Genomic DNA, 13,406 nt, shown 5'->3' with positions numbered 1-13,406 from the left:
AGTCTCGGGTCGTGACCAGCAAGGATGTGGACCGGGACTCCGCCGCGAACGACACCGCGGCCACCGCCGAGGAGGTCGTGCCCAGCGACCCTGCCGCGGGCCGCGCGGCGGAAGGCGTCGAAGACGTGCCCGCCGAGGTGCGCGAGCGGTACGCGGAGCTGGCCGAGGAAGTCCGCGGCCACCAGTTCCGCTACTACGTGCTGGACTCGCCGACGATCTCCGACGGCGAGTTCGATGGGCTGTTCGCGCAACTGCAGGAGATGGAGGCCGAGCACCCCGCGCTGCAGGCGCCGGACTCGCCGACGCAGGTGGTGGGCGGCGCCTTTTCCACCGAGTTCACCCCGGTCGCGCACCTGGAACGGATGCTGAGCCTGGACAACGCGTTCAGCACCGAGGAGCTGCAGGTCTGGGTCGACCGGGTGGAGCGCGAGGTAGGCACCGACGTGCACTACCTATGCGAGCTGAAGATCGACGGCCTGGCGATCAACCTGCTGTACCGGGACGGGCGGCTGGAGCGCGCCCTGACCCGCGGCGACGGCCGCACCGGCGAGGACGTGACGCTCAACGTCCGCACCATGGGCGATGTGCCGGAGCAGCTGACCGGGACCGACGAGTTCCCGGTGCCGGCGCTGGTGGAGGTCCGCGGCGAGGTGTTCTTCCGCGTCGACGAGTTCGCGGAGCTCAACGCCAAGCTCGTCGAGGCGGGCAAGCCCCCGTTCGCCAACCCGCGCAACTCCGCCGCCGGGTCGCTGCGGCAGAAGGACCCGCGGATCAGCCGCAGCCGACCGCTGCGGTTGATCTGCCACGGCCTGGGCAAGCGGGACGGCTTCGAACCGAACCGCCAGTCCGAGTCCTACGCCGCGCTGAAGGCGTGGGGCCTGCCGGTGTCCGGACGCACCGTCGTATTGTCCACTATGGACGAACTGGTCGGGCACATCGACTACTGGGGCAAGCACCGCGACTCCGCTGAGCACGAGATCGACGGCATCGTCATCAAGGTCGACGAGGTCCCGTTGCAGCGCCGGCTCGGCACCACCTCCCGCGCGCCGCGCTGGGCCATCGCCTACAAGTACCCGCCGGAGCAGGCCACCACGAGGCTGCTGGACATCCAGGTCAACGTCGGCCGCACCGGCCGGGTCACGCCGTTCGCCGTGATGGAGCCGGTGAAGGTCGCCGGGTCCACGGTGTCGATGGCGACCCTGCACAACGCCGACGAGGTGCGCCGAAAGGGCGTGCTGATCGGCGACCGCGTGGTGATCCGCAAGGCCGGCGACGTGATCCCCGAGGTGCTGGGCCCGGTGGTCGACGTGCGCACCGGCGACGAGCGCGAGTTCGTCATGCCCGCCGTGTGCCCGGAGTGCGGGTGGCCGCTGTCGCAGCAGAAGGAAGGCGACGTCGACCTGCGCTGCCCGAACGCCCAGGGCTGCCCCGGTCAGCGCCGCGAGCGGCTGTTCTACCTGGCCAGCCGGAAGGTCCTGGACATCGACGCGCTCGGCTACGAGGCGGCGAACGCGCTGCTGGCGGCCGGGGTGGTGGAGGACGAGGGCGACATCTTCGACCTCGATGAGCCGAAGCTGCTCAAGACGCCGCTGTTCCGCAACAAGGAAGGCGACCTGTCGGCCAACGGCGCCAAGCTCCTCTTGAACCTGAACACGGCCAAGGAGAAGCCGCTGTGGCGGGTGCTGGTGGGGCTGTCGATCCGGCACGTCGGGCCGACCGCCGCGCAGGCGCTGGCCCGCGAGTTCGGCTCGCTGGACCGGATCGAGGAGGCGTCCGAGGAGGAGCTCGCCGCCGCGGACGGCGTCGGGCCGACGATCGCCACCGCGGTGCGCGAGTGGTTCGAGGTCGACTGGCACCGCGAGGTGTTGCGTAAGTGGCGGGCCGCCGGGGTGCGAATGGCCGACGAGCGCGACGAATCGATCCCGCGCACCCTCGAAGGCCTGTCGATCGTGGTCACCGGCACGCTGCAGACATTCTCCCGCGACGAGGCCAAGGAGCTGATCATGGCCCGCGGCGGGCGGGCGGCCGGTTCGGTGTCGAAGAAGACCGCCTTCGTCGTGGTCGGCGACTCGCCGGGCTCGAAGTACGACAAGGCCATGCAGCTCAAGGTTCCGGTGCTGAACGAGAACGGCTTCCGGGTGCTGCTGGACGACGGTCCGGAGGCCGCCGCCGAGGTCGCGCTGCCGACCGAGGAGGAGTGACGCCGTGAGAGCCTGTCTGGACATACATCAGGAGGGGCACCCGCAGTCCAGGGAACCTCTCAGGTTCCGCTAAGCGACCACCCACCCAGACCATTCACCAACAGGCTCTGAGTCCTTCGGGCCGTTGCGGCGGCCGGAGGACTCACCCCTTCGATTTCAATTGGAAATTGCGGACTTGAGAGGTTGAGTGCGGCGTGCTCAGCCGTCGAGGACGACCGAGACGATGCCGGCCAGGTGGGCCAGGCGGGCGAGCTCCGCGGTGCGGAACATCGGGCCTCCCGGGCGGCCCGCCAGCAGCACCCGGTCCGGCTTGCCGATCGGCGTCGCCGCCAGCTCGGTGCCGAGCTCCTTCCAGGTGTCCGGCACCCAGTCCTCGTCGTCGTCCAGGATCGTCGCCCGCGGCAGCGGCAGCCACGGCAGCTCCAGGTAGCCCTCCTGCGGGGCCGAGGTGCTGGCGGCCAGCTGCTCCGCCCCGCCCGATCGGTGCCCGAAGATGATCGCCCAACCAGATCGGATGATCTTGGGGACGCCCTCGGCGAAGATCTGCAACCCGCGCCCCGGCTCGGCCGCGATCTCCTCGACGAGCTCCAGCTCGCGGTGCGTGTCCAGCACGCCCGCGTAGGGCCGGACCGCATCGACCTCGACGCCGTGGACCGACTCGGCCGCGGTGATCAGCACATCTGGCAGCCGACCGGAGGGCAGCTCCACGACCAGGTCGTCGATCGCCACGCCGTTGCTGCGCTCGACCACGTCGACGCTGAGGATGTCGGCACCGATCTCGCCGAGCGCGCTCGCCACCGACCCGAGATTGCCGGGCCGGTCCGGTATCTGCACCCGGATGAGGAAGGACACCGGACTCAACGCCTCCAGCTTCGTGCGCGACACCTCGCCGGCCGCGCTGCTCACCACCGCACTTGACCGCGTTACCGCGGCCCCTAGTGCGAGGAACTGGCACTGAAATTGTGTCAGACGCCGCGCCCCACCGGTGCCCCCGGCGTCCACGGAGTGGAAAGACCTGCTGTTTCCCGCCGTACCGTCGTCCTGTAGTTGCCTCGTCGCTGCAAGTGTTGCCGCTGTGTCGCGAGACCGGGGCCGCGGACCTCCCCCCGGCGGCCGGACCCAGGCACCGCCATAGACTGAGCGGTACCCGTGAAACCGGACATGACCAGGGAGCCTTCGCAGTGTCCAAGATCTCCCGCGACGAGGTCGCGCACCTCGCCGGCCTGGCGCGGCTGGCTGTCACCGAGGCGGAGCTCGAAACCTTCGCCGGCCAGCTCGACCAGATCCTCGATGCGGTGGCCAAGGTGGGCGAGGTCGCTGCGGACGACATCCCGCCGACGTCCCACGCCGTGCCGGTGACAAACGTTTTCCGCGAGGACGAGGTGCGGCCGGGCCTGTCGCGCGAGCAGGCGCTCGCCGCGGCGCCGGCCGCCGAAGAGGACCGGTTCCGCGTGCCGCGGATTCTCACCGAGGAGGCCTGATGACGTCGACCGCATCCGGCGGCAGCCTGACCGGGCTGACCGCATCCGATCTCGCCGCCAAGCTGCAGGCGGGCGAGGTCACGTCGGTCGAGGTGACGCAGGCGCACTTGGACCGGATCGCCGCCGTCGATTCGGAGGTGCACGCCTTCCTGCACGTCGACGCCGACGGCGCGCTGGCCGCCGCGCGGCGGATTGACGAGGATCGCGCCGCCGGGAACGTCACGTCGCCGCTGGCCGGCGTGCCGCTGGCGCTCAAGGACGTGCTGACCACCACCGACATGCCCACCACCTGCGGCTCCAAGATGCTGGAGGGCTGGGTCCCGCCGTACGACTCGACCGTGACGCGCCGGTTGCGCGAGGCGGGCGTGGTCATCCTCGGCAAGACGAACATGGACGAGTTCGCGATGGGCTCGTCGACCGAGAACTCCGCGTACGGCCCGACCCGCAACCCGTGGGACCTGGAGCGCATCCCCGGCGGTTCCGGCGGCGGTTCGTCGGCGGCGCTGGCCGCGTTCGAGGCGCCGCTGGCGATCGGCACCGACACCGGCGGCTCGATCCGCCAGCCCGGCGCGGTGACCGGCACGGTCGGCGTCAAGCCGACTTACGGAGGCGTCTCCCGCTACGGCCTCGTCGCGTTCTCCTCCTCGCTGGACCAGCCCGGTCCCTGCGCCCGCACGGTGCTGGACGCCGCGCTGCTGCACGAGGTGATCGCCGGCCATGACCCGATGGACTCGACCTCTATCAACCAGCCGGTGCCGCAGGTCGTTACCGCCGCCGAGCAGGGCGCTTCGGGCGGCCTGCAGGGCGTGCGCGTCGGCGTGGTCCGCGAGTTCTCCGGCGACGGCTACCAGCCGGGCGTGCAGCGGGCCTTCGACGCCGCCGTCAAGCAGCTGTCCGCGCTGGGCGCGGAGGTCATCGAGGTCTCCTGCCCGCACTTCAACTACGCGCTGCCGGCGTACTACCTGATCGCGCCGAGCGAGTGCTCCTCCAACCTGGCCCGCTTCGACGCGATGCGCTACGGCCTGCGCGTGGGCGACGACGGGGCGCGCAGCGCGGAGGAAGTCATGTCGCTGACCCGCGAGGCCGGGTTCGGGCCAGAGGTGAAGCGGCGAATCATGCTCGGCACCTACGCGCTGTCGTCGGGCTACTACGACGCCTACTACGGCCAGGCGCAGAAGGTGCGGACGCTGATCACCCGCGACTTCACCGCCGCCTTCGAGCAGGTCGACGTGCTGGTGTCGCCCACCACGCCGACCACCGCGTTCAAGATCGGCGAGCGGGTCGACGACCCGATGGCGATGTACCTCGCGGACCTGTGCACCATCCCGTCCAACCTGGCCGGCAACGCCGCCATGAGCGTCCCGTGCGGACTGTCCGATGAGGACGGTCTGCCGGTCGGGTTGCAGATCATGGCCCCGGCGATGGCCGACGAGTGGCTGTACCGGGTCGGCGCGGCCTACGAGGCGGCGCGCAACGCGAGCCAGGACGGCCCGCTCATCAACCGTGTTCCCCGGCTGGAGGTCGCGCGATGAACCCGAAGATCAAGGCAGCGTTCCAACTCGCCTCCGTGCTCTCGGCCGGCCTCGGGCTGCGGGCGAGCTTCCGCGCGGCGCGGGAGAAGAACGACAAGCTCGCGCTGGCGGACGCGATCATCACCGCGCTCGGGCTGATCACCGGCACCGCCCTGGCCGTGCGGGCGCTGCGCAAGGGGGAGGACGACAAGTGACCGCCGTCGCTGAGATCATGGACTACGACGAGGTCCTCGCGCGGTTCGACCCGGTGCTCGGGCTCGAAGTGCACGTGGAGCTGTCCACCCGGACGAAGATGTTCTGCGGCTGCGCCAACGCCTTCGGCGCCGAGCCGAACACTCAGGTCTGCCCGGTGTGCCTGGGCCTGCCGGGCTCGCTGCCGGTGGTCAACGGCAAGGCCGTGGAGGCGGCCATCCGGATCGGGCTGGCGCTGAACTGCCAGGTCGCCGAGTGGTGCCGGTTCGCCCGGAAGAACTACTTCTACCCGGACATGCCGAAGAACTTCCAGACCTCGCAGTACGACGAGCCGATCGTGCACGACGGCTACCTCGACGTGGTGCTGGACGACGGCGAGATCTTCCGGGTCGATATCGAGCGGGCCCACATGGAGGAGGACACCGGTAAGTCCTCGCACATGGGCGGCAGCACCGGCCGCATCCACGGCGCGGAGTACTCCCTGCTGGACTACAACCGCGCCGGGGTGCCGCTGATCGAGATCGTCACCAAGCCGATCGTCGGCGCCGGGGAGCGGGCTCCCGAGGTCGCGCGCGCCTACGTTACGGCGCTGCGGGATCTGCTGCGCGCGCTGGACGTTTCCGACGTGCGGATGGACCAGGGTTCGCTGCGCTGCGACGCGAACGTGTCGCTGATGCCGAAGGGCACCGCGGAGTTCGGCACCCGCACCGAGACGAAGAACGTCAACTCGCTGCGCAGCGTGGAGCGCGCGGTGCACTTCGAGATGCGGCGGCACGCCGCGGTGCTGGCCTCCGGCGGCTCGATCCTGCAGGAGACGCGGCACTTCGACGAGTCCACCGGCACCACGTCGGCGGGCCGCCGCAAGGAGACCTCGGAGGACTACCGCTACTTCCCGGAGCCCGACCTGGTGCCGGTCGCGCCCTCCCGCGAGTGGGTCGCGGAGCTGGCCAAGACCCTGCCCGAGCTGCCGTGGGAGCGGCGTAAGCGCGCGCAGGAGGACTGGGGCCTGTCCGACGAGGAGCTGCGCGACCTGGTTAACGCCGGGGCGCTGGAGCTGGTGGCGCAGACCGTCGACGCGGGCGCGCCCTCCGGCGACGCCCGGTCCTGGTGGGTTTCGTACCTGGCGCAGCAGGCCAACACCCGCGGCGTCGAGCTCGCCGACCTGGAGATCACCCCGAAGCAGCTGGCTCGGGTGATCGCACTGGTCGCCGAGGGCAAGCTGACCAACAAGCTGGCCCGGCAGGTCGTCGACGGGGTGCTCGCCGGTGAGGGCGAGCCGGACGACGTCGTCGCGGCGCGCGGCCTGGAGGTCGTGTCGGACGATTCGGCGCTGCAGTCCGCGATCGACGAGGCGCTGTCGGCGCAGCCGGACATCGCGGACAAGATCCGCGGCGGCAAGGTGCAGGCGGCGGGCGCGATCGTCGGCGCGGTCATGAAGGCCACCAAGGGCCAGGCCGACGCCAAGCGGGTCCGCGAGCTCGTCCTCGCGGCCTGCGGCCAGTAGGAACTGAGTGAAGGGTGCCTTCGGGCTGGCTTAGGGAGAGACCCGTGAGTGTTTTTGGGCGCTGTGGCACCCAAAAACACTCACGGGTCTCTCAGTCCTTGCCCGCGGAGCCGCCCGACGGGGGCTCGATGCGCAGGGCGCGGTCGTCGCTGGAGACCGGGCGACCGCCGTCCTTGTTCGCGGTGCCCAGCCAGATCAGGCCGTCCGGGCCGAGCGCCGCGGCGGAGAACCGGCCGTAGGTGTTTTCCATGACCTTCGTCGGCTGACCGGTGAAGGTGCCGTCCGGCGCCGGGTGCAAGGTGTACAGCGCGGCGGCATCGCGCAGCGCCACCACCACCATCGCCGGGTCGGCGGCGCAACCCGCCACACCCGGCCGCTCCGCCCAGGTCCACGCCGGCGAGCCCAGCGGCTTCCCGAGCTGTACCCGGTACAGGGCGTCCTGGCTGCCGCTGCGATCGGTCACCCAGTACATGCCCAGCGCGGGCGTGCCGCACAGGCCTCCCGGCTCGGTCAACCCGCTGGCGACCACCGGCGACTTCGGGTCCGGATTGCCCACGGCCGGCTTGCCGGAACCGTCGATGCGCAGCACTTTGCCCGCCAGCGACTGCGGATTAGAGGCGCTGGCCGGGCTGCCCGCGTTGCCAGTGGCGATCAGCAGTGAGCCCTGGCCGTCGTCGAGCATCGCCCCGGCGTTGCCCGTCGAACCCTTCGGAATGCCGGTCAGCACCGGCTTGGGCCGGTCCCCGGCCGCGACCCGCACGACCTGGTTGTCGCTGCTGGTCGTGACGTAGGCGTAAAACAGCTCGTCCTCGTGGTAGGTGGGAGACAGCGCCAGCCCGGTGAGCCCGCCGCCGCCACTCGGATCGACCGGGATCCGGGCCAGCTCAACGGGTTTCGTGCCGCGCTGCACGCGCAGCACCCGCCCGGTGGCCCGCTCGCCGACCAGCGCGCCCTGACCGTCGGGCAGCACCGCGATCGCGCCGACCGGGTCCAGGCAGGTAGCCACCACGGCCGGATCGGGATCCTCGCAGCCGACCGGCGCGTTGGGCTGCTGCGGTGCGGTGCCTGGTCCCGGCGGCGTGGGCTCGCTCTCGAACGACGGCTGCGGACCGGCCTGCGGCTCCAGTGACGGAGGGTCGCCCCACGGCCTGGTGTGCTCGTCGGGGAATTGCGCGCATCCCGCCAGCAGCGTGCCGAGCACAGCGGTCATGCCCAGCAGGAGACGACGCATGCGAACCGAGACTGCCACGACGCCCGAGCCTATCGGCCGAAGGGTAAACCCCGGGTGAGGACGTGCACGAACTACCTCCGAGGTGTCGGGCGGGGGGCAACATGGCAGCTCAGCTGATCGGGTTCTCGGCTCGGCGGCGGGGGCCTGGTTCCGGGAGCGGCAGCCGGATGCGGCGCACCGGGGGCGGTGGCGGGTCGATGCCGAGGCGGGCGCACTCCACCGCTTCGGCCCGGCGCAGCAGCAGGGCCAGCTCCTCGCGCACCACGTCGGGGGCTTCGAACGGGATGAAGTGCGACGTCGCCAGCATCCGCATCCGCGCTTGCGGCAGCGCCGCGACCGCCTTGGTGGTGCTGGCGAAGTCCGACAGCAGATCGTGCCGTCCGGTGAGGACGGTCAGCGGGCAGCTCAGCCCGGCCACCTGGGTCCGGGCCGAGGCGCTCCAGGCGAGGCTCAACGCCAAGTGCCACTGCCAGTCCTCGTGCAGCAGCTGCCGCACCACGGCCGCGGCTACCGCCCGATCCGTTTCGGGGTGCAGCAGGCCGCTGTACCGGACGAGCCGCGCTGAGAAGTCCGTGACCGGCAGTCGCGACGTGATCGACGAAAGCAGGCCGCCGACGAGCCGCAGCGAGGCGGACCCGCCGGCCGCGAGCAGCCGGCGGGCGAGTTCCGGCACGCCGAAGGCGGCCAGCAGCGCGTCCGCGCCCGCCGTCGGCGGCCCGGCGAGCAGCATCAGCCCGCGGACCCGGTCCGGGAACCGCCGGGCGAGCTCGACCGCCACCACCGTGCCGGCGGACCAGCCGACGACAGTGCAGTCCTTCACCTCGGCGTCGTCGAGCACCGCCAGCGCGTCGTCGACGTGATCACCCAGCGTGTTCTCGGGGTCGCGGTTCGGGGTCCAGCCCATCGTCCGAGCCGACGAATCCACCGGCAGCAACTCAGGCGCCCCACCGACCTCAGGACACACCAGGACCGCCTGCGAAGCCGCGATCCCCTGCGGGGAAGTCCAGCCTCGAGACGGTATCCCGCCTGCGGAAACGTCGAATTCCCGGAACAACTGATCGGCCATCGGACCATTTTCCCCCAGCCGGTGTTACGCAGTATCGAACAAATCACGTGTCGAGAAGCTTCTGCCGGAAAGGCTCGCATGTTGGGGTGACCATGCCCTAGCCTCGTCCGGCGTGAGGATTCACGACGATCGCCCCGGCGGTGCGGGCGGCTACCCCGACGATCGCAACTACGGCGCGCACGCCCAGCAGCCAGCGGCAAGCGCGCAGGGTGCGTCGAGTGCGAAGAGTGCACCGAGTGTGAAGAGTGCGCACAGCACGCAGAGTCTCGGTGCGCAGAGCACGCAGAGTCTCGGTGCGCACAGCACGCAGAGTCTCGGTGCGCAGAGCACGCAGAGTCTCGGTGCGCACAGCACGCAGAGTCTCGGTGCGCAGAGCACGCAGAGTCTCGGCGCGCAGAGCACGCAGAGTCTCGGCGCGCAGAAATACCCCAACTACGACGACGATGATGGCTACAGCGACGCCGAGGCCACGCCCGTGGTCGATCGGCGCGCTGCTGCTCCGTCCGACTACTACGACGAGATCGGCGACCCGCGCAAGCCGTTCGGCTGGAACGCGGGCACCGACCTCGGCCTGCTGATCCTGCGGCTGGCGCTGGGCGGAATTTTCCTCGCGCACGGCGCGCAGAAGCTCTTCGGCGTTCTCGGCGGCCCGGGACCCGAGGGGTTCGCCATGGCGCTGAGCAAGATGGGCTTCGGGCAAAGCGCCGCGCTGGCCCTGCTGACCGGCGGTACCGAGCTCGGAGCCGGTGCGCTGCTGGTGCTCGGCCTGTTCACCCCGCTAGCCGCCGCCGGGATCGTCGGCGTGATGGCCAACGCGATCTTCCTCAAGCTCGGCGCCGGGTTCTTCGCCGCCGCCGGTGGTTTCGAGCTGGAGGCGACGCTCGGCGTGCTGGGACTCGGGTTGATGTTCACCGGCCCCGGCCGGGTCGCCCTGGACTACGGGCGGGTCTGGTTCCGGCGCCCACTGCCCTTCGGCTTCATCGGCCTGATCATCGCGGTTGCCGCATCGGCGGCCGTCCTGGTCCTGTTCCACCGCCCCTGACCAGAACGCGAGAAAACGGGCCCGCACCTCTCTTGGTGCGGGCCCGTTTTCACGTTCAGCCGAGCCGCGGACGGGCACCTTTGCCGAGCAAGCCGGCAAGGGTCCCGTCACGCGTTGGCCGTGGAGCCACTTGCGTCCGCCAGTCCGGAGACAGGTCTACTTGTTGACGTCGCGGACTGCTCCGTAGGATGCGGAGGTGGCGAGGCGGGCGTAGGCGCGCAGCGCCGCCGTGACCTTGCGGTCTCGGCCGACCGGTTGCCACGGGTGCTCGCTGGCATCCATCTTGGCGCGGCGTTCGGCCAGTACCTCGTCGGACACCAGCAGTTCCAGCTTCCGCTCGCGGACATCGATGAGGATCTGGTCGCCGTTCTCGACCAGCCCGATCGTGCCGCCGTTGGCGGCCTCCGGCGAGATGTGCCCGATGGACAGGCCGGAGGAACCGCCGGAGAAGCGGCCGTCGGTGATCAGCGCGCACTTCTTGCCCAGCCCCGAACCCTTGAGGAACGCGGTCGGGTGCAGCATCTCCTGCATGCCCGGGCCGCCCGCGGGGCCCTCGTAGCGGACCACCAGGACCTCGCCCGGCTGGATCTTCTTGTTCAGGATCACCGACACGGCCTGCTCCTGGCTCTCCACGACCCGAGCCGGACCCTGGAAGTGCCACAGCTCTTCCTCGACACCGGCGGTCTTGACCACCGCGCCTTCGTCGGCGAGGTTGCCCTTGAGCACGGCCAGTCCGCCGTCGGCGGTGTAGGCGTGCGCGACGTCGCGGATGCAGCCCCCCGCGGCGTCGGTGTCCAAAGAGGACCAGCGGTTGTCCGTGGAGAACGCCTGCGTGGTGCGAACCCCACCCGGCGCTGCGTGGAACATCTCGATGGCCTCCTCCGACGGCGATTCGCCGCGGATGTCCCAGCTGGACAGCCATTCGGTCAGGCTCGCGCTGTGCACCGAGGAAACGTCGCGGTGCAGCAGGCCGGCCCGGTCGAGCTCGCCGAGGATCGCGCTGATGCCGCCGGCCCGGTGCACGTCCTCCATGTGGTAGTCGGAGTTCGGGCTGACCTTCGACAGGCACGGCACCCGGCGGCTGATGTCCGCGATGTCGTCCAGGGTGAAGTCGATCTCGCCTTCGAGCGCGGCGGCCAGCGTGTGCAGCACCGTGTTCGTGGAGCCGCCCATCGCCATGTCCAGCGCCATCGCGTTCTCGAACGCCTTCTTGTTGGCGACCGAGCGCGGCAACACCGACTCGTCGTCCTCGCCGTAGTAGCGCTTGGCGATGCGCACCACAGTGCGGCCAGCCTCCTCGAACAGGGCGCGGCGCGCGGCGTGGGTGGCCAAAGTGGACCCATTGCCGGGCAGCGCCAGACCGAGTGCCTCGGTGAGGCAGTTCATCGAGTTGGCGGTGAACATGCCCGAGCAGGAACCGCACGTCGGGCAGGCCGAGCGCTCGACCTCGGAGAGCCCGGCGTCGTCCACCGCGGAGTTCGCGGACGCCGAGATGGTGGTGATCAGATCCGTCGGCGCGTGCGCGACCCCGTCCACCACGACCGCCTTGCCGGCCTCCATCGGGCCACCGGAGACGAACACCGCCGGGATGTTCAGGCGCATCGCGGCGTTGAGCATGCCGGGGGTGATCTTGTCGCAGTTGGAGATGCACACCAGCGCGTCGGCCTGGTGCGCGTTGACCATGTACTCCACCGAGTCGGCGATGAGCTCGCGCGAGGGCAGCGAGTAGAGCATCCCGCCGTGGCCCATGGCGATGCCGTCGTCCACCGCGATGGTGTGGAACTCCCGCGGCACGCCCCCGGCCTCACGGATCGTCGCGGCGACCACGTCGCCGAGGTCACGCAGGTGCACGTGGCCGGGCACGAACTGGGTGTAGGAGTTGGCGATCGCCACGATGGGCTTGCCGAAGTCGTCGTCGGTCATGCCGGTGGCTCGCCACAGTGAGCGGGCGCCGGCGGCATTGCGTCCGTGCGTCGTGGTGCGAGAGCGCAGCTGGGGCATATAGACCTTCTTACGGATTTTCGGGGCTGGTTTGCTTAGAGCCTGTTGGTGAATGGTCTGGGTGGGTGGTCGCTTAGCGGAACCTGAGAGGTTTCCTGGACTGCGGGTGCCCCTCCTGATGTATATCCAATACGCGGCGGAGGGGCCGTCCTCGCCAGAAAACCTCTCAGAACCCGCCGATGGTCGTCTTGGCAAGGTGGATGCAAGCGGCTGCGCCGCTTCCAAAGGCGCGGACGGCATTCGCCCGCAGGCTCTTAGCGGTGCAAGTAGCGGAACCTAAGAAGTCAGGTGGGCTAAGCGACTTCGCCGCTTGCGGCGGCTTTCGGCCTTGCGGGTTGAGCGGCGCGGCTTGCGGTCTACCGCCGGAAGTGGCGTCGCCACTTGCCTGACGACAACGTGTTGAGCTCATTCGCCCGGGCAGCGCCTTTTGGGCGCGGAAAGTTGCGGTGCGGTCGACATTACTCCTGCGTGGTCGGGTCGGGCAGCCGCCCACCGCTGATCGCCGCGACCCGGGGCAGGTCGCGCACCCGCACCGCCGGGAGTTGGACCTCCTTGCCGGAACGCAGCACGGCCTTGAGCCAACGCCGCTCGTTCAGCCGCAGCGACACCACGTCGTCCCAGCTGAACTTGGTGCGGCCGAACGAGGTGCGCACCACGACCTGCCGGGCGTCGACCGTGGTCCGGGTCCGCAGGATCCACACCAGCAGCCCGAGCGGGATCAGGTAGAGCAGCAGCGCCCAGGTGCCCGCAGTGGTGGCGAGCGGGGTGGCGCAGATGGTGATCGCCAGCACGGCCAGCAGCGCTACCGGGGTGATCCGGAACGTCAGGGACTTCGGGGCGTCGGGCTTTGCCGGGGCCCCGGCCTTGTCGCTCTGCTCCGCCTCCTCGACCGGCTCCGCCTGCTCGGCCTTCTCGACCGGCCCCGCCTGCTCCGCGTCGGAAGGCTCGGCGTCGGCCCGCTCGGCGCGTTCCGCGTCGGAGGGCTTGTTTCCGGAGGGCTCCGTGGCGGGCTGCTCGGCGTCGGGCTGCTCGGGCTCCTGCGGGGTCTCACTCACGTCCCGATGGTCTCACCTGCGAAATCCGGGCTTCGTGGGCGGTCGCCGACGGCGCGGCCGGAAACGTCCCGTTCACGGCCGCGGGCGCGGCGGACGTCACA

The 13,406-nt window shown here is 70.4% G+C and carries 11 protein-coding genes; 6 read left to right on the top strand and 5 right to left on the bottom strand.

Annotated features, from left to right (window positions below):
- Window positions 1–11: 11 nt before the first annotated feature.
- A complete protein-coding gene (ligA, locus tag FDZ84_RS05850) occupies window positions 12–2,201 on the top strand; it encodes an NAD-dependent DNA ligase LigA (protein WP_371812794.1) in 2,190 nt (729 codons plus the stop codon).
- A 198-nt stretch (window positions 2,202–2,399) separates the two neighbouring features.
- Here the strand turns inward: ligA and FDZ84_RS05845 are convergent, their stop codons facing one another.
- Window positions 2,400–3,053 carry an amino acid-binding protein gene (locus FDZ84_RS05845; protein WP_210435648.1) on the bottom strand — a complete coding sequence of 218 codons (654 nt, stop codon included), beginning with the start codon at window positions 3,051–3,053 and terminating at the stop codon, window positions 2,400–2,402.
- Between the two features lie 329 nt (window positions 3,054–3,382).
- Here FDZ84_RS05845 and gatC point away from each other — a divergent pair, with 329 nt between their 5' ends.
- The 4 genes from gatC to gatB are packed head-to-tail and all read left to right on the top strand — an operon-like array spanning window position 3,383 to window position 6,910.
- Entirely contained in the window at window positions 3,383–3,682 is a 300-nt protein-coding gene (gene gatC, locus FDZ84_RS05840; protein ID WP_168585051.1) for an Asp-tRNA(Asn)/Glu-tRNA(Gln) amidotransferase subunit GatC, read from the top strand.
- Window positions 3,682–5,214, top strand: a complete 1,533-nt coding sequence (gene gatA / locus FDZ84_RS05835; RefSeq protein ID WP_168585050.1) for an Asp-tRNA(Asn)/Glu-tRNA(Gln) amidotransferase subunit GatA — start codon at window positions 3,682–3,684, stop codon at window positions 5,212–5,214. The genes gatC and gatA overlap by 1 nt, the downstream gene beginning before the upstream one ends.
- The gene (locus FDZ84_RS05830; RefSeq protein WP_168585049.1) at window positions 5,211–5,408 is read left to right on the top strand and encodes a hypothetical protein; all 198 of its coding nucleotides are present in this window, start codon (window positions 5,211–5,213) and stop codon (window positions 5,406–5,408) included. Before gatA ends, FDZ84_RS05830 begins: the two co-directional genes overlap by 4 nt.
- Complete coding sequence (gatB, locus tag FDZ84_RS05825; protein WP_168585048.1) at window positions 5,405–6,910, top strand: Asp-tRNA(Asn)/Glu-tRNA(Gln) amidotransferase subunit GatB; 1,506 nt, start codon at window positions 5,405–5,407, stop codon at window positions 6,908–6,910. Before FDZ84_RS05830 ends, gatB begins: the two co-directional genes overlap by 4 nt.
- Before the next feature lie 91 nt (window positions 6,911–7,001).
- Here the strand turns inward: gatB and FDZ84_RS05820 are convergent, their stop codons facing one another.
- Window positions 7,002–8,141: a sorbosone dehydrogenase family protein gene (locus tag FDZ84_RS05820; RefSeq protein WP_246868830.1), complete on the bottom strand. Its 1,140-nt coding sequence runs from the start codon at window positions 8,139–8,141 to the stop codon at window positions 7,002–7,004.
- 109 nt (window positions 8,142–8,250) lie between these two features.
- Entirely contained in the window at window positions 8,251–9,207 is a 957-nt protein-coding gene (locus FDZ84_RS05815; RefSeq protein ID WP_168585047.1) for an alpha/beta fold hydrolase, read from the bottom strand.
- A 238-nt stretch (window positions 9,208–9,445) separates the two neighbouring features.
- On the opposite strand from FDZ84_RS05815, the gene FDZ84_RS05810 reads away from it, so the two are divergent.
- On the top strand, window positions 9,446–10,249 hold the full coding sequence (locus FDZ84_RS05810) for a DoxX family protein (RefSeq protein WP_246868829.1): 804 nt from the start codon (window positions 9,446–9,448) through the stop codon (window positions 10,247–10,249).
- A gap of 156 nt (window positions 10,250–10,405) precedes the next feature.
- Here FDZ84_RS05810 and ilvD read toward each other — a convergent pair whose 3' ends face one another.
- Window positions 10,406–12,250, bottom strand: a complete 1,845-nt coding sequence (ilvD, locus tag FDZ84_RS05805) for a dihydroxy-acid dehydratase (protein WP_168585045.1) — start codon at window positions 12,248–12,250, stop codon at window positions 10,406–10,408.
- A 458-nt stretch (window positions 12,251–12,708) separates the two neighbouring features.
- Window positions 12,709–13,305, bottom strand: a complete 597-nt coding sequence (locus tag FDZ84_RS38580) for a PH domain-containing protein (protein WP_246868828.1) — start codon at window positions 13,303–13,305, stop codon at window positions 12,709–12,711.
- Window positions 13,306–13,406 lie beyond the last annotated feature (101 nt).

The sequence above is a fragment of the Saccharopolyspora sp. ASAGF58 genome, assembly GCF_012277335.1.
In the GTDB taxonomy this organism is placed as follows: Bacteria; Actinomycetota; Actinomycetes; order Mycobacteriales; family Pseudonocardiaceae; genus Saccharopolyspora; species Saccharopolyspora hattusasensis.
Note: the sequence above shows the minus strand (reverse complement) of the source record. Positions and strands in the feature narration are given on the sequence as shown.

What these genes read in the sequence shown, in the direction of transcription:
- gatA (WP_168585050.1), top strand. Translation starts at nt 3,682, where the DNA reads ATGACGTCGACCGCATCCGGCGGCAGCCTGACCGGGCTGACCGCATCC.
- FDZ84_RS05830 (WP_168585049.1), top strand. Translation starts at nt 5,211, where the DNA reads ATGAACCCGAAGATCAAGGCAGCGTTCCAACTCGCCTCCGTGCTCTCG.
- FDZ84_RS05820 (WP_246868830.1), bottom strand. Translation starts at nt 8,141, where the DNA reads ATGCGTCGTCTCCTGCTGGGCATGACCGCTGTGCTCGGCACGCTGCTG.
- FDZ84_RS05815 (WP_168585047.1), bottom strand. Translation starts at nt 9,207, where the DNA reads ATGGCCGATCAGTTGTTCCGGGAATTCGACGTTTCCGCAGGCGGGATA.
- ilvD (WP_168585045.1), bottom strand. Translation starts at nt 12,250, where the DNA reads ATGCCCCAGCTGCGCTCTCGCACCACGACGCACGGACGCAATGCCGCC.